23 protein-coding genes (1 of these 23 running past the window's edge) are annotated in these 25,413 nt (G+C 33.2%); 12 read left to right on the top strand and 11 right to left on the bottom strand.

The features are described from left to right. The 11 genes from cysK to dnaA all read right to left on the bottom strand — a co-directional run. On the bottom strand, nucleotides 1-350 hold the start of the coding sequence (gene cysK / locus CC92_RS0111885) for a cysteine synthase A (protein ID WP_029502669.1). 580 nt of this gene lie to the left of the window's left edge; the window shows 350 of its 930 coding nt (coding positions 1-350); its start codon is at nucleotides 348-350; its stop codon lies off the left edge, out of view. 18 nt (nucleotides 351-368) lie between these two features. After that, nucleotides 369-1,655: an O-acetylhomoserine aminocarboxypropyltransferase/cysteine synthase family protein gene (locus CC92_RS0111880; protein ID WP_029502670.1), complete on the bottom strand. Its 1,287-nt coding sequence runs from the start codon at nucleotides 1,653-1,655 to the stop codon at nucleotides 369-371. Nucleotides 1,656-2,062: 407 nt separating this feature from the next. Beyond that, entirely contained in the window at nucleotides 2,063-2,500 is a 438-nt protein-coding gene (locus CC92_RS0111875; protein ID WP_029502671.1) for an RrF2 family transcriptional regulator, read from the bottom strand. A gap of 226 nt (nucleotides 2,501-2,726) precedes the next feature. After that, nucleotides 2,727-3,272, bottom strand: coding sequence for a Fe-S-containing hydro-lyase (locus CC92_RS0111870; RefSeq protein ID WP_029502672.1), 546 nt, complete (start codon nucleotides 3,270-3,272; stop codon nucleotides 2,727-2,729). Between the two features lie 14 nt (nucleotides 3,273-3,286). After that, a complete protein-coding gene (locus tag CC92_RS0111865; RefSeq protein ID WP_029502673.1) occupies nucleotides 3,287-4,129 on the bottom strand; it encodes a fumarate hydratase in 843 nt (280 codons plus the stop codon). 202 nt (nucleotides 4,130-4,331) lie between these two features. After that, nucleotides 4,332-6,998, bottom strand: coding sequence for a DNA gyrase subunit A (gene gyrA, locus CC92_RS0111860; protein WP_029502674.1), 2,667 nt, complete (start codon nucleotides 6,996-6,998; stop codon nucleotides 4,332-4,334). Between the two features lie 17 nt (nucleotides 6,999-7,015). Further along, nucleotides 7,016-8,944, bottom strand: coding sequence for a DNA topoisomerase (ATP-hydrolyzing) subunit B (gene gyrB / locus CC92_RS0111855; protein ID WP_029502675.1), 1,929 nt, complete (start codon nucleotides 8,942-8,944; stop codon nucleotides 7,016-7,018). A 33-nt stretch (nucleotides 8,945-8,977) separates the two neighbouring features. Next, nucleotides 8,978-10,060, bottom strand: a complete 1,083-nt coding sequence (gene recF / locus CC92_RS0111850; protein ID WP_029502676.1) for a DNA replication/repair protein RecF — start codon at nucleotides 10,058-10,060, stop codon at nucleotides 8,978-8,980. 320 nt (nucleotides 10,061-10,380) lie between these two features. Next, nucleotides 10,381-10,596, bottom strand: a complete 216-nt coding sequence (locus tag CC92_RS0111845) for an RNA-binding S4 domain-containing protein (protein ID WP_029502677.1) — start codon at nucleotides 10,594-10,596, stop codon at nucleotides 10,381-10,383. Nucleotides 10,597-10,719: 123 nt separating this feature from the next. Continuing rightward, nucleotides 10,720-11,832 (bottom strand): DNA polymerase III subunit beta, encoded by a 1,113-nt coding sequence (gene dnaN, locus CC92_RS0111840; protein ID WP_029502678.1) that lies wholly within the window; start codon nucleotides 11,830-11,832, stop codon nucleotides 10,720-10,722. A 428-nt stretch (nucleotides 11,833-12,260) separates the two neighbouring features. After that, nucleotides 12,261-13,622 (bottom strand): chromosomal replication initiator protein DnaA, encoded by a 1,362-nt coding sequence (gene dnaA / locus CC92_RS0111835; protein ID WP_029502679.1) that lies wholly within the window; start codon nucleotides 13,620-13,622, stop codon nucleotides 12,261-12,263. 788 nt (nucleotides 13,623-14,410) lie between these two features. Here dnaA and rpmH point away from each other — a divergent pair. The 12 genes from rpmH to CC92_RS23350 all read left to right on the top strand — a co-directional run bounded on the left by rpmH (nucleotide 14,411) and on the right by CC92_RS23350 (nucleotide 24,709). Then, nucleotides 14,411-14,545 carry a 50S ribosomal protein L34 gene (gene rpmH / locus CC92_RS0111830; protein WP_029502680.1) on the top strand — a complete coding sequence of 45 codons (135 nt, stop codon included), beginning with the start codon at nucleotides 14,411-14,413 and terminating at the stop codon, nucleotides 14,543-14,545. Between the two features lie 292 nt (nucleotides 14,546-14,837). Further along, nucleotides 14,838-15,188: a ribonuclease P protein component gene (gene rnpA / locus CC92_RS0111825; RefSeq protein WP_029502681.1), complete on the top strand. Its 351-nt coding sequence runs from the start codon at nucleotides 14,838-14,840 to the stop codon at nucleotides 15,186-15,188. 125 nt (nucleotides 15,189-15,313) lie between these two features. Continuing rightward, nucleotides 15,314-15,526 (top strand): membrane protein insertion efficiency factor YidD, encoded by a 213-nt coding sequence (gene yidD, locus CC92_RS0111820; RefSeq protein ID WP_029502682.1) that lies wholly within the window; start codon nucleotides 15,314-15,316, stop codon nucleotides 15,524-15,526. Between the two features lie 53 nt (nucleotides 15,527-15,579). Next, nucleotides 15,580-16,905: a YidC/Oxa1 family membrane protein insertase gene (locus CC92_RS0111815; RefSeq protein WP_029502683.1), complete on the top strand. Its 1,326-nt coding sequence runs from the start codon at nucleotides 15,580-15,582 to the stop codon at nucleotides 16,903-16,905. Next, a complete protein-coding gene (jag, locus tag CC92_RS0111810) occupies nucleotides 16,905-17,726 on the top strand; it encodes an RNA-binding cell elongation regulator Jag/EloR (RefSeq protein ID WP_029502684.1) in 822 nt (273 codons plus the stop codon). The genes CC92_RS0111815 and jag overlap by 1 nt, the downstream gene beginning before the upstream one ends. A gap of 264 nt (nucleotides 17,727-17,990) precedes the next feature. Further along, the gene (mnmE, locus tag CC92_RS0111805; protein ID WP_029502685.1) at nucleotides 17,991-19,367 is read left to right on the top strand and encodes a tRNA uridine-5-carboxymethylaminomethyl(34) synthesis GTPase MnmE; all 1,377 of its coding nucleotides are present in this window, start codon (nucleotides 17,991-17,993) and stop codon (nucleotides 19,365-19,367) included. Nucleotides 19,368-19,522: 155 nt separating this feature from the next. Then, entirely contained in the window at nucleotides 19,523-21,406 is a 1,884-nt protein-coding gene (gene mnmG / locus CC92_RS0111800; RefSeq protein WP_029502686.1) for a tRNA uridine-5-carboxymethylaminomethyl(34) synthesis enzyme MnmG, read from the top strand. A 153-nt stretch (nucleotides 21,407-21,559) separates the two neighbouring features. Continuing rightward, complete coding sequence (rsmG, locus tag CC92_RS0111795; protein ID WP_029502687.1) at nucleotides 21,560-22,294, top strand: 16S rRNA (guanine(527)-N(7))-methyltransferase RsmG; 735 nt, start codon at nucleotides 21,560-21,562, stop codon at nucleotides 22,292-22,294. A gap of 15 nt (nucleotides 22,295-22,309) precedes the next feature. Further along, nucleotides 22,310-22,861, top strand: coding sequence for a GNAT family N-acetyltransferase (locus CC92_RS0111790; protein ID WP_155998335.1), 552 nt, complete (start codon nucleotides 22,310-22,312; stop codon nucleotides 22,859-22,861). Between the two features lie 100 nt (nucleotides 22,862-22,961). Beyond that, nucleotides 22,962-24,059: a sensor histidine kinase gene (locus CC92_RS20970; RefSeq protein ID WP_051650686.1), complete on the top strand. Its 1,098-nt coding sequence runs from the start codon at nucleotides 22,962-22,964 to the stop codon at nucleotides 24,057-24,059. Nucleotides 24,060-24,062: 3 nt separating this feature from the next. Further along, nucleotides 24,063-24,458: a response regulator transcription factor gene (locus CC92_RS23355; RefSeq protein WP_330372719.1), complete on the top strand. Its 396-nt coding sequence runs from the start codon at nucleotides 24,063-24,065 to the stop codon at nucleotides 24,456-24,458. Between the two features lie 20 nt (nucleotides 24,459-24,478). After that, nucleotides 24,479-24,709, top strand: coding sequence for a response regulator transcription factor (locus CC92_RS23350; RefSeq protein WP_330372720.1), 231 nt, complete (start codon nucleotides 24,479-24,481; stop codon nucleotides 24,707-24,709). Nucleotides 24,710-25,413: the final 704 nt, after the last annotated feature.

Here is a 25,413-nt window from a genome sequence, read left to right as displayed (position 1 = left end):
AGAACAAGCTCTGCTCCATATGCCTTTAATAAGTTACGTCTTTCGATACTCATTGTTTCAGGCATTGTTAAAATAATGCGATAACCTCTTGCGGTTGCAACAGACGCTAAGCCAATACCAGTATTACCACTTGTTGGCTCAATAATGACAGCTCCTTCTTTAATAAGTCCTTTTTCTTCCGCATCTTCAATCATTGCTTTTGCGATACGGTCCTTTACACTACCAGCAGGATTAAAATACTCTAGCTTTCCAATAATATGAGCCTTTAAATCTTGTTGTTTCATAAGGTTACTTAATTCTAATAGTGGTGTATTTCCAATTAAATCAGTTAAACTTTTAGCTATTTTCATAACTATCCCTCCTAAAAATTACTCTAATGCTTTTTCCAGATCATACAAGATATCATCAATATGCTCTGTTCCAATCGATAAACGAACCGTATTTGGTTTAATACCAGAATTTCTTAATTCTTCTTCGTTCATTTGTGAATGAGTTGTTGACGCTGGATGTATTACTAATGATTTTACATCTGCTACATTTGCAAGTAAAGAAAATATCTGAAGCTTATCAATAAATTCCTTTGCTTCTTTTTCTCCACCCTTAATTTCAATTGTAAATATTGAACCTGCACCCTTTTTAAAATATTTTTGATATAAATCATGCGATCCACTCTCTATTAAGGAAGGATGATTTACTTTCTCTATTTTAGGATGTTTACTTAAATACTCTACAACTTTTAATGCATTTTCAACATGACGTTCTATTCGAAGTGACAATGTCTCTAAACCTTGTAAGAACATAAATGCATGGAATGGTGATATTGCAGCACCGGTATCTCTTAATAAAATAGCCCTTATTTTTGTTACAAAGGCTGCTGCCCCCACTACTTTCGTAAAGGAAATTCCATGATACGATGGATTTGGTTCTGTAAGTGATGGAAATTTACCAGATGCTTCCCAATCAAATTTACCACTATCGACAATAACACCGCCAATCGATGTTCCATGACCTCCAATAAATTTCGTAGCAGAATGTACTACAATATCTGCTCCATACTCAATAGGGCGAAGCAAATACGGTGTTGCAAATGTATTGTCTATTACGAGAGGTATTTTGTTTGCATGCGCAATCTTTGCAATCTCATCAACGTCTAACACATTAGAATTAGGATTACCAAGGCTTTCAATAAATACACCTTTGGTATTATCCTTAATTGCATCTTGAACATTTTTTATATTTGAGGCATCTACAAAGGTTGTTGTAATTCCATACTCTTTTAGAGTATGTGCTAACAGATTATAAGATCCTCCATAAATATCCTTCGAGGCTACAATATGATCTCCTGATTGTGCTAGATTCATAATGGTATAGGTGATTGCTGCTGCTCCCGAAGCAACTGCTAAAGCTGCAACTCCACCCTCTAATGCAGATATTCTTCTCTCAAACACATCTTGTGTTGGATTAGTTAGACGTCCGTAAATATTACCTGCGTCCGTTAGGTTAAATCTTGCCGCTGCATGATCTGCATTATGAAACACATAAGATGTTGTTTGATAAATAGGAACCGCTCTTGCATCAGTTGCAATATCTGCCTCCTCCTGACCAACATGTAATTGCAATGTCTCAAACTTAAGATTTCTTTTTGGATCACTCATACAATACTCCCTTTCCCTTTCTCTTTCTTATTTAATTGTTAACCCCGTTTTCTTATGTATTTTCTTATTGACTTTCTTATTCACCATTAATAACAATACTTCTTCCCTTATTATATATATTCATATAGATTTAGTATGAATTAATGTTATTATATTCTTACTCTCAAAATTTGTCAATATTATTTTATCATAATTGAAATTTTTTTTAATAAATCGATATCTCTTTTGGATATCGTATATACAAATTTCCATACTAATTAATATCAGTTTTAATATCAATCCATAATAGTTCTTTCTATGACATATAGATAAGCAATATGCCAGTAAACAAACCTCTTATTATGTATAAAAGGAGTATGCCTTATCGTATAATAAGACATACTCCTTATATAGTAACTTAATTTCATTTATATAATATAGTTATTCTCTCCAAGTTCTCGATGACGTTCTACTAAGTCCTCTAATGTAATATTATCAACTACATTGTTTACTGCTTCATTGATCTTCTGGTAAACAAACAAAGTTGCACAGGAACCATAACGATTACAATCGTGTTCTTCCTCTTCTACACATGATACTGGTGCAAGACTTCCCTCAATTAATTTTAATATCATACCAACCGTATACTCTTTTGGTTCTTTCGTTAAACGATAACCCCCTTGGGCTCCTCTTGAACTTTTTACATATCCTGCTCTGCTTAATTGGGTTATAATCTGTTCTAAGTACTTATCAGATATCTCTTGCCTTTGGGCGATACTCTTGATTGTAATAAATTCTCCAGTGTTGTTAATAGCCAAATCTAACATCAGACGAAGTGCATATCGTCCTTTCGTTGAAATCTTCATATCTTCTCCGCCTTTCCTTTCTACGATTAATAAGTATCACATATTTGATATAAAGTCAATATAAATCATATTATTTCACTATGAATTTAGTTGAATCGTATATTCGTAATCCGTTTACACTACTTGCTCATAACCTCATTGCCACTACGTGGCATTTCAGCAAAAGTGTGGGCTCCTGCTAAAGCAGGCAAACCCTTACTCCCCGATTAAAAACAGAGAACTTCCCTTATGAGGTGAAATTCATCTGTGACTCATAAAAATTATTTCCCTCCGAGTCAATAACTACAATAACAGGTAAATTTTCTACCCACAATTCACGAATAGCTTCCGTTCCTAAATCCTCATAGGCAATTACCTTCGATGATTTAATACATTTTGAGAGTAGTGCTCCAGCTCCTCCAATCGCAGCAAAATATACTGCTTTATTCTTTTTCATGGAGTCTATCACATCATCATTTCTCTTCCCCTTACCTATCATTCCTTTTAACCCTAAGTTAAGAAGAGAAGGAGTATACTTATCCATTCTACTACTTGTTGTTGGACCTGCAGAGCCAATTACCTGGCCATCTCTTGCCGGAGTAGGACCAAGATAATAAATAACTTGATTTATAATATCAAAAGGCAATTCTTCTTTTTGTTGTAATGCTTCGAACATTCTTTTATGAGCAGCATCTCTCGCAGTATAAATTCTACCTGTCAGGTATACATAGTCTCCTGCTTTTAATGCGATTACCTTAGACGTATCGATTGGTGTTGTAATATGCTTATCCATGGCTCCTCCCATATCTACAGTATTCTTTTTACATGACGATTCACATGACAGCAAACATTAATTGCGAGAGGAAGTCCTGCAATATGTGTTGGATAAGTTTCAATATTAACACCTAGAGCTGTTGTTTTTCCTCCAAGTCCTCCAGGTCCGATCCCTGTTTGATTAATTTCTTCTAGAAGTTCTTGTTCCAGTCTTTTAATATGTTCTTCTTTCGAACTTTCTTCTAAATTTCTTGTTAATGCTTTTTTAGCTAGAAGCGCACATTTTTCAAAAGTTCCACCAATTCCTATTCCAATAACCATAGGTGGACATGCATTCGGGCCAGCAAGCTTTATTGTTTCTAAGACTGCTTTTTTAATTCCTTCTTCCCCATCAGATGGCTTAAGCATAACAACACGACTCATGTTTTCACTGCCAAATCCTTTTGGGGCAACAGTTATTTCAACATTTTCTCCGGGAATAATACTATAGTGAATAATTCCTGGTGTGTTATCTTTTGTATTCTCTCGAAGGAGTGGATCACTTACAACAGATTTTCTAAGGTATCCTTCTTCATAACCTTGTCTAATTCCATCATTGATAGCATCCTCGAGATAATTTCCTTCTAAATGTACCTCTTGACCAATCGAAATAAATACAACAGCCATACCGGTATCTTGACATATTGGAATAAGGTCTTTTTGTGCAATCTCTAAGTTTTCCTCTAATTGACCTAAAATCTTTTTACCAAGATCTGAGCTTTCCATATGGCTTGCTTTCTTAAGTCTGTTTTTAACATCCTCAGTAAGATAAAGATTTGCTTCAATACACATTTCTTTTATTGCCTTCGTAATAGCATCCGTATGTACTATTCTCATAATAACCTCAATTCTTATACTCCCATACCTTAGTAATACATAGTCATTTTTTTCACTAATGCGTACTTCCGGTAATAAACATCAAGTTTCAATTCTAAATTATTTTAGAAAATTCGTAGTCCCTGAGATTTACTCAAAGACTACGAATTTATCATTACACCGGAAAATTATAATTCTTTATTGTTTTTCCGATTACCATTATTTACTCTTCTTCCTCTTCTTGATCCTCTTGATCCTTAAGAGCACGTGATACTAATTCCTCAAGATCCTTAGAATCATCTAATTGATCCTCTTCTTCCTCAACGAAAGAATCTTCCTCTTCGGAATAATCCTCGTCTTCCTGATCATCCTCAAGAGGTACTACTACATTTTCTTCTTTTAACTCTTCCTCTAACTTTTTTAGAACATCTTCTTCTGTGCTTATACTACCTTCTCTAACCTTTGCTAAACTAGCAACTCTAATATCCTTACCAGCCTCTATATTGATTAGCTTAACACCAGAAGTTATTCTACCAAGGATACTGATGCCATTCACTGCAAGACGGATGATGATACCTTCATTGGTGATTATCATCACTTCGTGTTCTTCGTTTACAGCTTTCGCTCCTACTACATTACCAGTCTTTTCTGTTATCTTATAACACTTTACACCCTTACCGCCACGTCTTTGTGGAGTAAATTCATCTAGGTCAGTCAACTTTCCAAGACCATATTCAGAAACTGTAAGCAAATACTTACCTTGTGTATGAATCTGCATTGCAACTACTTCGTCACCATCAGTTAAATTCATTCCGATAACACCCATAGATGCTCTACCAGTACTACGGACATCCTTCTCATGGAAACGGATACACATACCGTTCTTGGTTACGAGAACGATATCTTTTTGACTATTTGTCGTCTTAACTTCAATTAATTCATCATCTTCTCTTAGATTAATTGCCTGAAGACCAGTCTTTCGAATATTTTGATATTCTTTAATCTTAGTCTTTTTCACAATACCATCTTTCGTAGCCATAAATAGATAACGATTGTCTTTGTATTCTTTTAAAGCGATAATCGCAGTAATTCTTTCTTCCGGCAATAACTGTAAGAGATTCACTATCGCTGTTCCTCTCGCTGTTCTTGAGGATTCAGGAATTTCATATGCCTTTAATCGATATACTCTACCTTTATTCGTAAAGAACATAATGTAGTGGTGGGTTGTAGTCATAAATAAGTCTTCGATAAAGTCTTCTTCAATGGTCTGCATACCCTTAATTCCCTTACCACCACGATGCTGACTCTTAAAGTTATCAATCGTCATTCTCTTGATATATCCCAAACGAGTCATAGCAATTACTGTGTTTTCATCAGGAATTAAATCCTCCATGGAGATATCAAACTCATCAAATCCGATGGATGTTCTTCTTTCATCTCCGTATTTATCGTTAATCACCTGAATTTCTTCTTTGATAACCCCAAGCAATAACTTTTCATCAGCTAAGATTGCTTCGAATTCAGCAATTCTTCTCTGAAGTTCGGCAAATTCATCCTCAAGCTTTTCGCGTTCCAAACCTGTTAACGCACGAAGTCTCATATCAATGATTGCTTGCGCTTGGATATCATCAAACTCGAATCTCTCAATTAAACGTTCTTTTGCCATAGCGCCATTTTTTGAGGCACGAATAATATTAATAACCTCATCAATATGATCCAGTGCTTTTAACAAGCCTTCTAAAATATGCGCTCTTTCTTTTGCCTTATTTAAATCATAATTTATTCTTCTCGTTACAACTTCTTCTTGATGCTTTAAATAATAACTTAACATTTCAAGAAGGGATAGAACCTTAGGTTGATTATTTACTAAAGCAAGCATAATCACACCAAAAGTATCTTGTAACTGGGTATGTTTATATAATTGATTTAAGATAACGTTCGCATTGACATCACGACGAAGTTCAATACAAATTCTCATACCTTCTCGATCAGATTCATCGCGAAGCTCTGTAATACCGTCAATCTTTTTATCACGTACAAGCTCTGCAATTTTTTCTATCAAACGAGCTTTATTTACCATGTAAGGTAATTCCGTAACAATAATGCGGTTTTTACCGTTTGTCATCGGTTCAATATCTGTTACCGCACGTACACGAATCTTACCTCGTCCAGTACGATATGCTTCTTCTATTCCTCTAGTACCAAGTATCATAGCACCGGTAGGAAAATCTGGTCCTTTCACGATTTCTAATAACTCTTCAATCGTAGTTTCTTTATCCTCAATCTTATTATCAATAATACGGACTACTGCTCCTATAATCTCTCTCATGTTGTGAGGAGGGATATTAGTTGCCATACCTACTGCGATACCAGAAGTTCCATTTACCAAAAGATTCGGATATCTAGCAGGAAGAACCATTGGTTCTTTTTCCGTTTCATCAAAGTTTGGAGTAAAATCAACAGTGTCTTTATTAATGTCAGACAACATCTCCATCGATATTTTACTTAATCTAGCTTCGGTGTAACGCATGGCAGCAGCACCGTCACCATCTACGGAACCGAAGTTACCATGACCATCCACTAACGGATATCTAGTTGACCAATTCTGTGCTAAATTTACTAAAGCGCCATAGATAGAGCTATCACCATGAGGGTGATATTTACCCATCGTATCACCGACAATACGTGCACACTTACGGTGTGGCTTGTCAGGACCGTTATTTAATTCTATCATAGCGTATAAAATTCTTCTCTGTACCGGTTTTAATCCATCTCTTACATCCGGAAGGGCTCTGGCTGCAATAACTGACATGGCATACTCGATATAGGAGGTTTCCATTGTCTTTTTAAGGTCGACATCATGCACCTTATCAAAGATATTCTCGTCCATTTTAATTCCTCCGTTGTTTAGATATCTAAGTTCTTAACATATTTTGCATTTGCTTCGATAAACTCACGCCTAGGTTCTACGTTATCTCCCATCAAGGTTGTGAACGTTAAATCAATTTCAGAAGAATTCTCTTCATCCATTTTTACACGAAGTAAAACTCTGCGCTCAGGATCCATCGTTGTTTCCCAAAGCTGCTCTGCATCCATTTCACCTAAACCTTTGTAACGTTGAATCTTATTATTTTGATCTCGTCCAACCTGCAATAAAATGTTGTTTAATTCTTCGTCTGAATAAGCGTACCAAACCTGCTTGTTCTTCTCAACTTTATAAAGTGGTGGCTGGGCAAGGTAAACATATCCCTCACGAATTAATTCTGGCATAAAACGATAGAGGAATGTTAATAATAGAGTACTGATATGTGCACCATCAACATCGGCATCAGTCATAATAATAATCTTGTGATAACGTAATTTTGAAATATCAAAGTCATCAGAGATGCCGGTACCAAAAGCAGTAATCATCGCTTTGATTTCATTGTTTACCAAGATTTTATCAAGTCTTGATTTCTCAACATTTAATATTTTACCACGAAGCGGAAGAATAGCCTGCGTCGCACGAGATCTTGCTGTCTTTGCTGAACCACCCGCGGAATCACCCTCAACAATATAAATTTCACAGTTCTTTGGATCTTTATCTGAACAGTCAGCTAACTTTCCAGGTAAACTCATTCCTTCTAGCGCAGTCTTTCTACGTGTTAAATCTCTCGCTTTACGTGCAGCATCTCTTGCTCGTTGTGCAAGAACTGCCTTTTCTAAGATTATTTTTGCCACACTAGGATTTTGCTCAAGAAAATAAGTTAATTGCTCACTAACTACACTATCAACAGCACCTCTTGCTTCACTGTTTCCAAGTTTTTGTTTTGTTTGCCCCTCAAATTGTGGATCTGGAAGTTTGATACTAATAATTGCTGTGAGACCTTCTCTAATATCTTCACCAGATAGATTAGCCTCGTTATCCTTTAAATACTTCATTTTTCTCGCAAAGTCATTAAAGGTTTTTGTTATAGCATTTTTAAAACCAGTGTAATGAGTACCACCTTCTGGTGTGGTTATATTATTTACAAAGCTATAACAGCTTTCTGTATAAGAGTCATTGTGCTGCAGAGCAACCTCAACATAAACACTATCTCTGGTTCCCTCACAGTAAATTATCTCTGGGTAAAGATTTTTTTTGTGATTATTTAAGTACTGAACGTACTCCTTAATACCACCTTCATAGTGAAATTCTTTCACTTTAGGCTCAGTTGCCTCTTCGCCTTCTTCGCTTCTTAAATCTCTTAAAATAATTTTTAGGCCTTTTGTTAAAAATGCCATTTCACGTAATCGTTGCTTTAAAATATCATAATCATAAACGGTTTCCTCAAAAATATCCCCATCTGGTAAGAATGTTACTGTTGTTCCCGTACGATCTGAATCCCCAACAACTCGAAGTGGTTCAATCACTTTTCCACGTTCATAGCGCTGCTTGTACATCTTTCCATCAACTTCTACTGTTACCTCTAGATACTCAGAGAGTGCATTAACAACAGACGCACCTACTCCATGTAATCCTCCCGATACCTTGTATCCTCCACCGCCAAACTTTCCACCTGCATGAAGAATGGTAAATACAACTTCAACTGTTGAAATTCCCTTTTTCTTGTTGATTTCAACTGGTATACCTCTACCATTATCAATAACGGTAATGGAATTATCCGGATTAATAGATACGTCGATGGTATTACAATATCCAGCCAAAGCCTCATCGACAGCATTATCCACGATTTCATAAACCAGATGATGGAGACCCCTACTAGAAGTACTTCCAATGTACATACCTGGTCGTTTTCTAACCGCTTCTAACCCCTCTAATATTTGTATTTGGTCAGCTCCGTAATCCTTACTCATATCTAGCCTCCTGCAATCTATGCATTAAATGTTTTATCCTTTTTGAACAGTTCCTTGAACAACCTTATAAATTCGATCCGTATCAATTCTATTACTCACAAATTCTTCAAGACCGGTACAGGTTACAATAGTTTGAATACCTACAATACTGTCTAATAACTGATTTTGCCTTTTTCTATCTAATTCTGACAATACATCATCTAGGAGTAGAATTGGTTTGTCTTTCGTCACCTGTTTTACTAATTCTATTTCTGCAAGCTTTAAAGATAATGCAGCAGTTCTTTGCTGCCCCTGTGATCCATACTTTCTAACATCCTGACCATTGATAAGAAAACTAAGGTCATCCCGATGCGGTCCAACATTTGATACCTTTAAGGCAATATCACGTTCCATACTCTTTTTCAGTTTACTTTCAAACTCTTTTTCTGCTACATTTGGTTCATAAACGATTTCTAACATTTCCTTCCCATCGCTAAGTTTTTTATGTAGCTTAAAAATTAGTTCATTCATGCTTTTAATAAAAGAATCCCTCTCTTTAATCAAAGCAGATCCAAAATGAACTAGCTGCTGATCCCACACATAAAGCGTATCCAATAAACTTTTATTAAAACCTATTTGCTTTAATAAATTGTTTCTCTGGTTTAAAACTTTGTTGTAATTTATCAAATTGTGTAGATATAGTTTACTTAATTGACAAAGCTCCATATCAATAAACCGTCTACGCTCGCTAGGTCCATTTTTTATAATAGATAAATCCTCTGGTGAAAAAAACACAACATTAATGATACCGAATAGTTCTGAAGAACGTTTAATCGGTATCCCGTTAATTGCCACACCTTTGGGTTTATTTTTTTTCAGGTGCATATCAAGCCGATGTTCCACATTATCTCGGTGTATCCTCATACGAATATGTGCTTCTTCCGACTGTAGCTTAATGATTTCTCTATCCTTACTTCCTTTGTGTGACTTTGTTGTAGCACAAAGAAACACTGCTTCGAGTATGTTTGTCTTTCCCTGAGCATTGTCTCCATACAAAATATTAGTCGATGGAGAAAACTCCAAAGATAAGTTTTCATAATTTCTAAAATTACTCAATTCAAGAGACTTTACTACCATCCCTACACCAACTATCTAATCATTTTACTCACGATGCCATTATACCTAGAAGTAAACAGCACTACCATTTTGCCTCATTTTTTTTATTGAAAATTTTAGAAGACAAAAATCCCTATCTCTCATTATACACTATAATGCAAGTAGATTGCCAGTAAAAAGCATAATTTTTTTTAAGCATGGACAAAAATATTAAATTCTAAACTTTTTATAAACTGTAATTGGAAATTCAATATTCACCCCTATGCATAAAAATACATGTTTATACATAGGGGTGATGTTAGGGACTTCACAAAACGTGAAGATGAATTTAGTTAGATGATTTATTCATGATTGACGATTTGAATGATTTCATTGCCATACTCAATAGAGTCTCCACCATGAAGTTTTTTTCCTCTTTGATATTCTACAGAACCATTCACTTTTACAAGTCCTTCGGTAATAACATCTTTTGCTTCAACTCCTGAATCCACAAGACCAGCAGCTTTTAAAGCTTGACCTAATTTAATAAATTCTTCTCTTAATACTATTTTTTCCATATATCAACCAATCTGCGCGCTGTATCACGCTAAAATACCATCATGAAATACAGATTAAAGTTAAAGATTTTTCATGACCTTAAAATAAAATAAATCTTTGAATCAATTTAATTTTTAACTTATCTAGTATTGTGCTGCATTAAAACTTACAGGAAGTATCAAGTAAATGTAAGACTCCTCTTTGTCTTTTATAAAACATGGTGCTTTGGGATTTATTAGATATATATCTACTTCCTCATCGTCAATTACTCGGAGTGCATCAATTAAAAACTTAGGATTAAAGCCAATTAAAATATCTTTTCCCTCTTTTTCAATATCAATATCTTCATCCATAGAACCAATAGAAGTATTAATTTTTAATTCTAATTTTCTATCTTCGATACCTACAATTATTGGTTTTTTCTCAGTTTCTTTTATCAATAATGTCGCTCGATCAATACAGCTTAGGAACTCTTTTTTATTAATTTTAACTTTTGTTTCATAATCGCCAGAAAGCATCTGATCAATTTTGTAATATTCACCTTCGATTAATCTTGAAAGTACTAAAGTATTATCGAATACAAATAAAACATGACGATCAGTATAGTAAATTAAAACTTCGTCGGAAATCTCTCCAGATAAAATTTTACTTACTTCTTGCAGAGTTTTTCCTGGAACAATCATTTTTTTAGGTTCATATGAATTTTTAAGCTCAACTTTTCGTATCGAGATACGGTGTCCATCTAGTGAAACCACTCTTAACTCATTTCCGTTTATCTCAAAAAGTTCACCTGTCATTATTTTATTACTTTCATTATCCGAAATTGAAAAAACAGTCTGGCGAATAACCTCTTTTAGAGTAAACTGTGATAATTCGATGGCTTCTTTTTTTTCGATGGTTGGCAACATAGGAAATTCTTCTGCTGATTTTCCCGCTATTGTGAACTTTGCTTTTTCACAGGTAATCGTGGTCATATATTTTTCATCGGTTTCAATATTTACTTCATTATCTGGTAATTTTCTTATAATCTCAGAAAAAACTTTTGCATTAATTGCTACAGTTCCAGTAGAAATTACAGAACCTTTTACAAGAGTTTCTATACCAAGTTCCATATCATTCGAAATTAATTTTATTGAATCATTTTGAACTTCGATAACGATACATTCTAATATTGGCATAGTAGATTTTGAAGAAACTGCTTTCAAAGCAATATTGACGCTGTTTAACAACTCATTCTTTTGGCAAGCGATTTTCATTTTGTGCATAACTCCCTTCAGCGATTTTTGATATATAAATAATAAATAGATTTATTAGTAATCGTAGTAGGGGATGTTAGGAAGTGTATAAGTACCTCAAACCCTTACTGCGAAAGTCTTACAAGAAAGAATAACCATGTGAATTGTTTTTAACCCATTTAAAATATTTATTAACATGATAAGAACGATTCTTAAGTTATCAATATCATTTAAACACTAAAATAACAGTATTTAAACGAGTGATTGTGGATAACATTTTTGAATTTTCGAAAGGTTATACACAAATGAGAAAAAAAGGGTATAAAAACAACAGGTCTATGCTAGTAAGACCAAGCTAAAAAAGAAAGAAACAAGCATTCACTTGTAATCAACTAAACATAAAGTGAGCCAGAAAACCGCCTCACTTTGTATTTAGATAAATTCACTCATTATGGGGAAGGATTTATTTTTTTAATTAATACGTCAATCGTATTCTGTAAGGAAGGATCCTTCTTAATATCATTTTCTATTTTATTACAACCATGTAATACTGTAGAATGATCTCGATTTCCCATCATCTTACCAATGTCTGTAAAGGAAAGAGAAGTTAACTTACGACAAAGGTACATTGAGATCTGTCTTGGATAAGCAATATTTCTACTGCGATTATCTGAATAAATTTCAGAAGTCGTTGTACCAAAATGTTCTGAAACTACCTCAATGATAAGATCCAGGGTAACTGTTTTTTTATTATCGGGTGAGATGAGATCTTTAAGTGCTTCTTCCGCCAAAATTACATCAACTTCTTTCTTTTTTAACCTAGAAAGAGCAACGATTTTTGTTAGCGCACCCTCAAGCTCTCGAATGTTTGACTTAATATTAGAAGCAATATATTTCATTACTTCATCATCAATGGTTAGGCAATCAAGTTCTTCCTTTTTCTTAAGAATTGCCATTCTAGTTTCATAGTCTGGAGACTGAATGTCTACTGTAAGACCCCACTCAAAACGTGATCTTAAACGTTCTTCTAATGTTAAAATGTCTTTTGGTGGTTTATCGGAAGAAATAATAATTTGTTTTTTTGATTCATGTAAGGTATTAAAAGTGTGGAAAAACTCCTCCTGAGTTCTTTCTTTTCCTATAATAAATTGGATATCATCGATTAATAACACATCAATATTTCGATATTTTTCTCGAAATTCTGTTGGAGTAGTATCTGCATTACGAATGGATTCAATTAACTCATTCGTAAATTTCTCACTAGTTACATAAAGTACTTTGGAATTTGGATTCTGGTCTAAGATGTAGTGAGCAATCGAGTGCATTAAGTGAGTTTTTCCAAGACCTACACCACCATAAATAAAAAGAGGATTATAAATTTCTGCAGGCGATTCAGCAACGGCCAAAGATGCTGCATGAGCCAAGTTATTATTCGCACCAACAACAAATGTGTCAAACGTATATCGCGGATTTAAGTAAGATAAGCTTTCGTTTTTTATCTTATTCGATACTTGAGTTTGTGCTTTTTCTTCCACTTTTGTCTGACTAAGAAGTACAAATTCAATTTCAAAATCGTGATTAATCACTTCTGCGATGGCTGTCTTTAGAAATTGACTGTATTTATTCTTAATAAAATCTAAGCTGTTAGCGCCGATTTTTGTATCATCTACAGAAAGCTTAATTACATTATCCTTAACATCATATACTTTGAGTGGAAGAAGCCAAGTTTTATAGGAAACCTCTGTAACATTGTATTCTATTTTTAAAAACTCCAAAATTTCATTCCATTTTTCTTGAATCAAGCTTTTCATAGTAAAACCCGTGCCCTTCTCTGTATATATTATAATTACCGTAAGATATTACTCTTACGACAAAAGACGCAGCAATAGTATAACCTAAAATTAAAGGCCAAATTGCTGCTGATAACATTTTCTAATCTAGTATAGTTTGTCCACAAAAGTCCATACACTTATAATATATAACAAAATTATAAACATTTCAATGTTAATATTTTTTTATGAACATTATTTTGTTAGTTTTCCATAACTTATACACAGTGAATGTCCCAATATACACACAGGGTTAATAACATTATGCGGGTTACCCACACGAAAAACCCTAGTATTATAAGGATAAATAAAAGTAATAAGATAAAATATTAACACAAATAAACAATGTTATCCACAATTCATCCACAAACTGTGGATAACTTCGATTTTTTAATCAACATATAGTAACAGAATAGTATATAAAAAAAAATTATAACTACATGTAGAATTTCAAATAATTCAAAATATCATGGAAATTCAAAGTCAATAAAACTATATATATATAGGAAGAAACCAATTCATTGAGAAAATAAAATAAAAATATCGATAACATTAAGTGAAACAACGAACAATAGTCAGATATTTCATATAAGTTTAAAAGATGAGAAAAAAGAAGAAAGTACACTAGATGGAAAAACGGATAAAATCATGGTAAAATAAAAGATTTACTTGACGTAGCTAGTCTTTCCTACTATAATGGTAATGCTATTTAAAATAGAGTAAATAGGCTTACCATAAAGAGACGGTAGTTAAAAGGAGGTGTTTTCAAAATGAAAATGACATTTCAGCCAAAGAAGCGTTCCAGAGCTAAGGTTCATGGATTTAGATCTAGAATGAGTACAGCTAACGGTAGAAAGGTATTAGCCGCTAGAAGAGCAAAAGGAAGACATAAATTATCAGCATAGGTCGCAGTTCATGTGACCTTTTCTTCTAATACGTGATGATAAGGAGTAGCTATGATATGCTATCCAAAGGACAAGAGAGGCAGTTTAACCTAAACATGATTTGAATTTTGAATGAATTCTTTGAATATGTGAGGAAAACTGGCTCGTCTTGTATACACGAGTATTTTGAAGTGAGTTTATTATTTCTGGCAGTATCAAGTCTGAGATCAGATTTGATATGTAATGGGTGCTAGTAAAGCAAAATGACAGTAGACAAGCCGGTGGGGCCTTGTCGATAAGGAGATTTTGAATATTGTCAGAATCATTAAAAAATAGTCAACAATTCGGTAATGTATATAAAAACGGTAAGTCTTTTGCTAATAAGTATTTAGTAATGTATGTTTGGAAAAACGAATTGCCTTTTAATCGTTTAGGAATATCGGTTAGTAAAAAAGTTGGTAATAGCGTAGTAAGGCATAGGATAACCAGATTAATTAGAGAGAGTTATCGGTTAAATGATTCAATATCTAATAGCAGTTTAGATATTGTAATAGTAGCAAGAGCAGGATCTAAGGGAAAAAACTATTCAGAAATAAACAGTGCATTATTGCACTTGGCTAAGCTACACAAAATAGTAAAGAGTAGTGAGCCAGATAGAAATTAAGTTTTATGCATCAATTAAATGAATGGAGTAAAAAGACTCCTTTTATTCAAACAAGTTAGGCAAGAAAAGTGCTTATCTTGTTATAGCAGGATTTCTAATGCCTGCAGAGAGAAAAGATGAATGTGATGAAACGAATTCTAATAGCAATAGTTAAATTATATCGAAAATATATCTCACCAATGAAGAGAGTTCCAACCTGTCGTTTTACTCCAACCTGTTCGGAGTATGCAATGGAAGCATTACAACGATATGGTGCTATCAAGGGAAGTTATCTTTCGGTGAGGAGAATTCTTAAGTGTCATCCGTTTCATAAAGGGGGATTTGATCCTGTTCCTTAGGATGGCCTTTTTTGAGTTATTAAGTATACCTTATTTTTAAGGAGGAAAATTAGTTGGACATAACAGTATTAACGCAAGTAAGTGGTATTTTAGGTCCATTTGCTTGGGTAATGGGTATTATTTTAAATGGAATTTACGAATTTCTTAGCATCTTTAATATAACAAACATTGCATTATGTATTGTTATCTTTACCTTTGTAATTAAGATGCTTATGCTTCCTTTAACAATAAAGCAACAAAAGGGAAGTCGCTTATCTGCAAAAATGAATCCAGAAATTCAAAAGGTTCAGGCAAAGTATAAAGGTAAAAAAGATCAGGCATCGATGCAAAAGCAACAAGCAGAAATGCAAGAGATTTATTCAAAATATGGTGCTTCTCCTTTCTCTGGATGTTTACCATTATTGATTTCTTTACCTATTATGTTTGCATTATACCGAGTAATCTATGCAGTGCCTGCGTATGTAAATGATGTAAGAAGTTTATATGATGTGATAGCGCAGGGAGTTATAAATATTCAAGGATTTCCAGAAGCGTTGGCTCAGTTTTTAACAGATCACTCTGTTGCGGTTAATGCATCTGCATTTTCTGAAGCTTTGACACTAGGTAAGATGGATGTTGCAACAAATAAATTGATAGATATCTTTGCACAGTTTAAGACAGCAAACTGGGATGTATTTATGTCAAAGGATACATGGAATGTAGAGTATCTAAAGTTCTTTACCAGTGATAACTTAACAGCGATGCAAAACTTTGTAAGCAGCATTAATGTAAAAGATGCTGTAGATCAGATTATCCATGTAAATAAATTTATTGGGAATTTAAATATTCTTGATGTACCTGGATTTGGATTCCCAGGAATATTAATACCTTTGGCAGCAGCAGGTTCACAATTTGCGCAAAGTAAGCTTATGATGACAGCAACTCCACAAAGCACTTCTGATGATACCCCAGGTGCACAAAGTTTAAAAACTATGAACACTGTTATGCCTGTTGTATCCGGTATTTTCTGTACCTTCTTACCAATTGGTGTTGGTATCTACTGGATCGCAAGTAGTGTTGTTCAGATTTTACAACAGCTTTTTATTAATAAATATCTTGATAAGATTGATATTGATGATATGATTGCAAAAAGTGTAGCAAAATCAAATAAGAAAAAAGAAAAGTATGGTGTTGTTACAGGCAATACAATGGCAAACGTTGCTAAAAAAACAACGAAAGCTATTGATGTATCTACCAAGGCGACTTCTGATACTAAAACAAGTAATAAAGCGAAAGAACCAACAAACTATAAAAAGAGTAATGTATCCTATGCTGCAGGCAGTATCGCAGCAAATGCTAACATCCTAAAGCGTGATAGTGATAAGGGGGATAAAAAATAATGGAGGACTGGAAAGAGTTTACGGGTAAAACAGTAGATGAAGCTTTAACTGAAGCCTTATTAAGTTTTCAAACTACAAGTGAAAAGATGGAATATGAGGTTATCGAGAAAGAATCAAAAGGTTTACTTGGAATGTTTTCAAAGCCTGCAAAAATACGTGCTAAACTGAAATTTAGTATTGATGGGGTAGCAAAGAACTTTCTTGATAAGGTTTTTAAAGCTATGGGAATTGATGCAACTGCAGAGGTAGCATATGATAAAGAGAGTGAAAATGTAGAAATCAATATCGTCGGAGATGATATGGGTGTACTAATAGGTAAAAGGGGACAAACCTTAGACTCTCTTCAATATCTGACAAGCCTTGTAATTAATAAGAATAACGAAGGTTATTTAAAGGTTAAGTTAGATACAGAAAATTATCGTGAGAGAAGAAAAGAAACTTTGGAGAACCTAGCAAAAAATATTGCATCCAAGGTGAAAAGAACTCACAAACCGGTATCCTTAGAGCCAATGAATCCTTATGAGAGACGTATTATTCATTCCGCTTTACAGAATGATAAATATGTAGAGACACATAGTGAAGGTGAAGAGCCTTTCAGAAAAGTTGTCATTAGCTTAAAAAAGGGAGTAACTCTTCATAATAATAGTAATCGATTTGGAAACAAAGATTACAATAAAAAGGGATACAATAAGGACAGCAAGAAGGATTTCCATAAGAAGTACGGTGCTAATACAAAAGATTACAGTACTGATTATAAGAAGGACTATGCTGCATACTTAGAAGCAAAAGCAGCTGCAAAAGCAGTAGAAACTAAGGAATAATACGCAGAGTATTAAGTTGTCAGGCTGTGACATAGGAAAGTACCTAAGTAGTACTTCTTGTGTAACAGCCTTTCCTAACTATTATTGCAAGTAACTAATGTCTAGTTAATAAGATAGACAATGTTAAAAAGAGAAATCATTTATCAGAGGTAAGGAGACAGCTTCTGTTAATAAGATAGACGATACGAAAATAGGAACATTATAAGAAGTGAAAGATCAACTTCTTATAATAATTATAATATAATTTCGGAGGATATGGGAGACATGAAAACAGATACCATTGCCGCCATAGCAACAGGACTGAGTAATGCGGGAATAAGTATAGTTAGAATAAGTGGAGATCAGGCCTTTGCTGTGATTGATAAGGTGTTTCAAATAAAATCAAAGGCAAAACGATTATCTGAGATGGAATCTCATACGGTACACTATGGTTATATTGTCGATGGGGAAGAACTCATTGATGAAGTTATGGTCGTAATCATGCGTGCTCCAAGAAGTTATACCATGGAAGATAGTATAGAAATCGATTGCCATGGTGGAATAACCGTAACAAAAAAAGTATTAGAAACCGTACTAAAAGCAGGAGCAAGAATTGCAGAGCCTGGTGAGTTTACAAAACGTGCCTTCTTAAATGGTAGAATAGATTTATCTCAGGCGGAAGCAGTTATTGATGTCATTCATGCGAATAATGAATTGGCCTTAAAAAACTCTATGAAACAGTTAAAGGGTAATGTACTTCATAAGGTAAAAGAAGTAAGGCAAAGTATACTATTAGATACAGCTTATATCGAAGCTGCACTGGATGATCCAGAGCATATTAGTTTAGAAGGATTTTCTGATAAACTAAGAGAGAATGTAATGGGTAGCATTAAAGAACTTTCCAATCTTATCGATACGTCAGAAAATGGACGATTAATTAAAGAAGGAATCCGGACTGTTATATTAGGTAGACCTAATGCTGGTAAATCTTCTTTATTAAACCTAATGGTTGGAGAAGAAAGAGCTATTGTAACAGATATTGCTGGGACAACAAGAGATACGATTGAAGAATCTATATTCTTAAATGGCTTATGTTTAAATCTTATTGATACTGCTGGAATTCGGGAAACCTCAGATTTGGTAGAAAAGTTAGGTGTTGAAAAAAGTTTAAAGAGTGCAAAAGAAGCAGATTTAATTATCTATGTGATTGATGCATCCACACCATTAAACCAAGATGATGATGAAATTCTAGAATTCATTAAGGATAGAAAGGCAATCGTACTTTTAAATAAAACAGATTTAGAGTCTGTGATTGAGGAAAAGGACGTTAATCTTCTTTCCACAAAACCTATATTAAAGATTTCTGCGTTAAATCAGACAGGAATTAAAGAATTAGAGAAGACAATAACAGAGATGTTTTTTGAAGGTAACATTTCTTTTAATGATGAAATATATATTACAAATGTAAGACATAAGAATGCTCTAGTAGAAGCAAGAGTAAGCTTAGAGCAAGTTATAGTTAGTATTGAAAATGAGATGCCAGAAGATTTCTTTTCTATCGATTTGATGAATGCTTATGAAGTATTAGGAACAATCATAGGCGAAGCAGTGGATGAGGATCTGGTTAATACCATTTTTAAAGAATTTTGTATGGGTAAATAATTAAAAATAAGGGTTTGTATGTAAGTATTAGTAAAATTTAAGTTAGATAAAATACGTGCGAAAATGCAGAAAGATAAACTGTATTTTCAGCATGACACTTGTTCTTATATAATGCAAACCGGAGAAGTATAGCGTACGCAAGAATGGAGGTAAGTATGTCTAATCAATACGAAGCTTATGACGTTGTCGTGGTGGGAGCAGGTCATGCTGGCTGCGAAGCTGCATTGGCATGTGCACGTCTAGGTTTTAATACAATAATGTTTACCGTTAGTATGGATAATATAGCATTAATGCCTTGTAATCCAAACATTGGTGGTACATCTAAGGGACATCTTGTTCGTGAGATAGATGCCTTAGGTGGAGAAATGGGAAAAAATATAGATAAAACTTATATACAATCTAAGATGTTGAATCAATCCAAAGGACCTGCGGTACACTCATTAAGAGCGCAGGCTGATAAGATGGATTATAGTAGAGAAATGCGTAAGGTAGTTGAGAATACGGAAAACTTAACATTACGTCAAGATGAGGTAATTGATATTCTTACTGAGAATAATCAAGTAACCGGAGTTATGGTTTATTCCGGTGGTGTATATCCTTGTAAGGCCGTAATACTGTGTACTGGTGTTTACCTTAATGCAAGATGTATCTACGGTGAAACTAGTCATTATACTGGTCCAAATGGTTTACCATCAGCAAACCATTTAACAGAAAGCTTAAAAAAGCTTGGGATTGAAATGTATCGTTTTAAAACTGGTACACCTGCAAGAATAGATAAAAGGAGTATTGATTTTACAAAGATGGAAGAACAGTTTGGTGATGAAACAGTAGTACCATTCTCTTTTACCAATACTCCAGAAGATATCGAAAAAGAGCAAGTTTCTTGTTGGTTAACCTATACAAACGAAAATACACATCAGATTATTCGTGATAATATTCATCGTTCCCCTTTATACTCTGGAAATATCAAAGGTACAGGTCCAAGATACTGTCCATCGATTGAGGATAAGGTTGTTAAATTTCCAGATAAAGAACGTCATCAAGTGTTTATAGAACCAGAAGGTAACTATACGAATGAAATGTATATTTCAGGTATGTCAAGTAGTTTACCAGAGGACGTACAGTTTAAGATGTATCGATCCGTTTCAGGATTAGAAAATGCTAAAATTGTAAGGAATGCTTATGCAATTGAATATGATTGTATTAATCCGATGCAGTTAAAATCAAGTTTAGAATTTATGTCTATCAGTGGTTTATTTAGTGGTGGGCAATTTAATGGTAGTTCTGGCTATGAGGAAGCTGCAGCACAAGGATTAATGGCAGGTATTAATGCTGCGAGAAAACTATCAGGAAAAGAACCAATTGTATTAGATCGTTCTCAGGCATATATCGGTGTTTTAATTGATGATTTGGTAACAAAAGAAACACATGAACCATATCGTATGATGACATCAAGAGCAGAATATCGATTGATTCTTCGACAAGATAATGCAGATTTAAGGTTAACTAAAATAGGTCATGAAATAGGATTAATCAGTGAAGAACGTTATGAACATCTTATAGAGAAAGAAAGAATGATTAAAGAAGAGATGATACGATTAGAAAATAGTTTAATCGGTGCATCAAAAGAAGTTCAAGAAATCCTAGAAAGCCTTGGAACAACATCTTTAAAAACAGGTACTACATTAGCAGAACTTGTTAGAAGACCTGAACTAACTTATGCTCTATTAGAACCTCTGGATAAGAATAGAAAACCATTATCAGATGAAGTAATAACACAAGTTGAAATTAATTTTAAATATGATGGATATATTAAAAGACAGGAACACCAAGTTGAACAATTTAAAAAATTAGAAGGTAAAAAAATTCCTGAAGAAATAGATTATTCTGATGTACCTTCCTTAAGGATTGAAGCAAAACAAAAATTAAATCAAATTAGACCAAGTTCTGTTGGGCAAGCATCCCGTATTTCAGGCGTATCTCCAGCAGATATCTCTGTTCTGTTAGTTTATTTGGAACAGTTAAGAAGAAGCAAGTAAAGTTATTCTTTGTTTCTAATGTTATCAGTGAGTCAACTTTCTAACTATCTTATGAAAAATGAGATAGTTGGTTGACTCTCTTGTTATAATAAAAAAGTTTAGTATGTATTATTAGTATTTCAAATACTAACATGTATTGTTATGGAGGTATAAATGAGAGATAATTCAGTTTTTATTCAAGGACTTAGTAGTCTTGGAATTGAATTAGATAAGAAACAGTTAGAACAATTCGAAATGTATTATGATTTGTTAATTGAATGGAATTCATTTATGAATTTGACAGCAATTACAGAATATGAAGAGGTGATTCAAAAACATTTTCTTGATAGTCTGTCTCTTATAAAATCATATCAGATTAAATCAGGAGATACTTTACTAGATATGGGTACCGGTGCTGGTTTCCCGGGAATACCTTTAAAAATTGCATATCCTGAGTTAAATGTGTTATTAATGGACTCTTTGAATAAAAGAATAAACTTTCTAAACGAGGTTATAAAAAAGTTAGGTTTAAATAATATATCTGCTATACATGCAAGGGCTGAGGAACAAGCAAGAAAACTTGAATATCGTGAGCAGTTTGATTTGGTTGTATCAAGAGCTGTTGCAAAAATGGTATCTTTAGCAGAATTATGTTTACCTTATGTTAAAAAAGGTGGTTATTTTATTCCTTATAAATCTGGAAAAATTACAGAAGAATTAGAGGAAGCAGAATATGGTTTGGAATGCTTGGGTGGAAAACTAGAACAAAAAGTAACATTTACCTTACCAAATACAGATATGGATCGCACTTTAATACGTATAAAGAAAGTGAAGGAAACTCCAAAAGTTTATCCTAGAGCAGGTGGGAAACCGTTAAAGATGCCTTTGATAAAAAAGAAAAAAGTTTAATAAATCTAGGAAAATGTGCTGACACAAAAAGTTTTTATCGTTACAAATAGGCGCTTAGTCGCCAGAATTGAGGTTATTATGTATATTCAGGGTAAGATAATACATCAAGGAGAAGATTTGACAGAGTGCTTTAAAATACGTAAAGAAGTTTTTGTCGAAGAACAAGGGATACCAGAAGAGTTAGAATTTGATGAATTAGATGATTCAGCATTACATTGCCTTATTTTTTCTACAGATAATCAAACCAAAGATGAACATAAAAAAGCAGTTGCTACCGGAAGACTACTTTTGTTAGAAGATGGAACTTTCAAAATAGGAAGGATAGCGGTACGTAAGGAAGAAAGAGGAAAACACTATGGTGACATGTTAGTTAAAATGTTAATAAGCAAAGCGTTTGAATGCGGAGCAAAAAAAGTAGTGTTAAGTGCGCAGGTTCGTGCAGTAAAATTTTATGAAACTATTGGATTTAAAATAGTGGGGAAAATATATATGGAAGATGGTATAGAGCATATTGGCATGGAATTAAGTCAACAAGACTTATGTAAAACTTGTCAAAAAGTAAAATAATATTAAAAATATCCTCATACTATGAAATAGACATTTTCAGTGTTATATGTTAAAATATGTTATAGTTAGTTTAAGACAAGAATAGTGAGGATTTATACACATGGAAAAAACTCATAAGGATATTATCAACGAGATTGAACAAACAAAAGAAGCTATGGAATTTGGTTATGAGATGTTAAATAAATTGGAAGAACAATCTCATAAACTAAAAGAAAAAGCCGATATAGTTGAAAAGCAGAAAAAAGAGTTGGAACATACCTTAGAGAAGTTGAATGAAGGTCAAGATAAAAATCATTTATTATTCTCTCCTTATGAGGACTCACATAAACAGAGAGAAGAAGATTATATTAAGAAGGAGCTAGAGAAACTAAAAGAAAACCTTCCTAGTATACTAAATCTTCTAGAACAGCATTATAAACTGAAAAATAAGTATCAATTAATACTTTCATGTTTAGATAACCTTTTAGATAGACAAAACATAGAATTACAAACTATTAAATCAAAAATGTGTTCAGAAGAATTAATAAATCATGAGGATCTTGGACTTAAAATATTAGAAACACAGGAAATAGAGCGTCAGAGAATAGCCAGAGATTTACATGATTCTACTGTGCAGAATTTAGCATCGCTGGTACATAAGACAGAACTTTGTATCAAGCTTTTTGATTTAGACGCTATTCGTGCAAAGCTCGAGTTGGCTACTATGATTGAGAGCATACGTACAATTATTAATGATATGAGAGAAATTATATATGATTTAAGGCCAATGACCTTAAATGATCTAGGATTAAAAGCAGCAATCGAAAGATATGTTGATAATTATAAGAAACATAATAAATTACACGTAATAGTTTCAATTGAAGATGCTCTTGAAATAAAAAATCAGGTGGTTAGTATAACTATCTATCGTATCATACAAGAAGCTTGTAATAATATATCCAAGCATGCACAAGCAACAATTTGTAAAATAGGATTATTACAAAAAGAAGAATCAATTCAGTTGACAATTGAGGACAATGGTATTGGTTTTGAGGAGAGTTCTAAATGTAAAGGAACCAGTGAGAATTGTGGCTTTGGGTTAACCAATATGAAAGAAAGAGTTTATTTACTTTCTGGAAAGTTTTCAATAGAATCAAACAATGAAAGCGGAACTAAAATCATTGTAACTATACCATGTTGTATTGATAAGGGGGATTAGTAAATGGGTATAATACGAATAGTAATTGCGGATGATCATAAAATGGTCAGAGAGGGTTTGAAGCAACTTCTGGAACTTGATGGTGATATACAAGTAGTAGGAGAAGCAAGTGATGGGGAACAATGCTTACAAAAAGTAGTTGAAACCAACCCAGATGTCTTACTCCTTGATATTAATATGCCAGCAATGAATGGATTACAGACTTTACAAGAACTCAGAAGAAATAATAATAAACAAAAGGTTCTGATGTTAACAATTCATAATGAAATAGAGTATTTATTACGTGCAGTTGATATAGGTGTGAATGGATATATATTAAAAGATTCTGAGTCTTCTGTATTAAAGAAAGCAATATATACAATTTATCAAGGAGAAACACATATATTGAACCATCGCTAACTCCTGAATTAAAAGAACGTATGCAAAGAAGTTCTAGTTTAGCTAATACAGAAGTTTTAACCCGTAGAGAAATTGATGTGCTTAAATTATTAGCAGAGGGATTATTTAATAAGGAAATTGCTTATCGATTAAGTATAAGTGAGAAAACAGTAAAAAATCATGTTTCTAATATATTTAAAAAGATTAGTGTTTCTGATAGAACACAAGCCGCAGTATATGCTATAAAAAATAATTTTGTGAATATGTTTTAATAAAAATTAAGTAATGATAAGGGATAGAGAATTTTCATCTATCTCTTTTTTATTATTTTGAGTTAAATAAATTGAATAGTATAATGGATAATAACTTAAGTAATAATGATGAAAATTAAAATGTTTCACGTGAAACAAACGGAAGTATAAAAACAGGATAAGAGACTTAGGATTCAAAGGATGTATATGAATGTGAAAAGTAAACTAATAAATATGGAAATGAAAAGTAAACTCATGTTGCATGATTTAATTCCTTTGATATTTTATACAGAGTACATCTATCTTGAAGGCGGATTTTAATTCTTATGTGCTAATTAAAGTTTAAGTGTTTATTTTCCGTAATTTTGTGATACTATTTAGGTAGACCATTAATTATATTAAGTTAATAAATGTTTAAAGTGAAACAAATATTCAAGATTATGAGAATTTATAATAAATAGAAAATTAATATATATCTTAAATTGAAATTGCACATTTATCTACCAATATGAAACACTTTCTAGATTGCATATGTTAGTTTTCATTATTCATTGAAAAGTTTTCGAGGATATTATACGAAAGACGAAGGAACTCAGTAAACTAATCTGTTTTGTTTAAACTATATATTTGGAAAAATAATAAATGTTTCACATGAAACTAATAGTAAATAAAGAGGATTTTAATAAATAGAAAATTAATATGTAGCTTAAATTGAACAACAAATT

It is taken from the genome of Lachnoclostridium phytofermentans (assembly GCF_000733755.1).
GTDB lineage: Bacteria > Bacillota > Clostridia > Lachnospirales > Lachnospiraceae > Lachnoclostridium > Lachnoclostridium phytofermentans_A.
This window is presented reverse-complemented; position numbering and strand designations above follow the sequence as displayed.

Coding starts and splice junctions, on each gene's coding strand:
- CC92_RS0111880 (WP_029502670.1), bottom strand. CDS start 1,655: ATGAGTGATCCAAAAAGAAATCTTAAGTTTGAGACATTGCAATTACAT.
- CC92_RS0111875 (WP_029502671.1), bottom strand. CDS start 2,500: ATGAAGATTTCAACGAAAGGACGATATGCACTTCGTCTGATGTTAGAT.
- CC92_RS0111870 (WP_029502672.1), bottom strand. CDS start 3,272: ATGGATAAGCATATTACAACACCAATCGATACGTCTAAGGTAATCGCA.
- CC92_RS0111865 (WP_029502673.1), bottom strand. CDS start 4,129: ATGAGAATAGTACATACGGATGCTATTACGAAGGCAATAAAAGAAATG.
- gyrA (WP_029502674.1), bottom strand. CDS start 6,998: ATGGACGAGAATATCTTTGATAAGGTGCATGATGTCGACCTTAAAAAG.
- gyrB (WP_029502675.1), bottom strand. CDS start 8,944: ATGAGTAAGGATTACGGAGCTGACCAAATACAAATATTAGAGGGGTTA.
- recF (WP_029502676.1), bottom strand. CDS start 10,060: ATGGTAGTAAAGTCTCTTGAATTGAGTAATTTTAGAAATTATGAAAAC.
- CC92_RS0111845 (WP_029502677.1), bottom strand. CDS start 10,596: ATGGAAAAAATAGTATTAAGAGAAGAATTTATTAAATTAGGTCAAGCT.
- dnaN (WP_029502678.1), bottom strand. CDS start 11,832: ATGAAAATCGCTTGCCAAAAGAATGAGTTGTTAAACAGCGTCAATATT.
- dnaA (WP_029502679.1), bottom strand. CDS start 13,622: ATGAAAAGCTTGATTCAAGAAAAATGGAATGAAATTTTGGAGTTTTTA.
- rpmH (WP_029502680.1), top strand. CDS start 14,411: ATGAAAATGACATTTCAGCCAAAGAAGCGTTCCAGAGCTAAGGTTCAT.
- yidD (WP_029502682.1), top strand. CDS start 15,314: ATGAAACGAATTCTAATAGCAATAGTTAAATTATATCGAAAATATATC.
- jag (WP_029502684.1), top strand. CDS start 16,905: ATGGAGGACTGGAAAGAGTTTACGGGTAAAACAGTAGATGAAGCTTTA.
- mnmE (WP_029502685.1), top strand. CDS start 17,991: ATGAAAACAGATACCATTGCCGCCATAGCAACAGGACTGAGTAATGCG.
- mnmG (WP_029502686.1), top strand. CDS start 19,523: ATGTCTAATCAATACGAAGCTTATGACGTTGTCGTGGTGGGAGCAGGT.
- rsmG (WP_029502687.1), top strand. CDS start 21,560: ATGAGAGATAATTCAGTTTTTATTCAAGGACTTAGTAGTCTTGGAATT.
- CC92_RS20970 (WP_051650686.1), top strand. CDS start 22,962: ATGGAAAAAACTCATAAGGATATTATCAACGAGATTGAACAAACAAAA.
- CC92_RS23355 (WP_330372719.1), top strand. CDS start 24,063: ATGGGTATAATACGAATAGTAATTGCGGATGATCATAAAATGGTCAGA.
- CC92_RS23350 (WP_330372720.1), top strand. CDS start 24,479: ATGCAAAGAAGTTCTAGTTTAGCTAATACAGAAGTTTTAACCCGTAGA.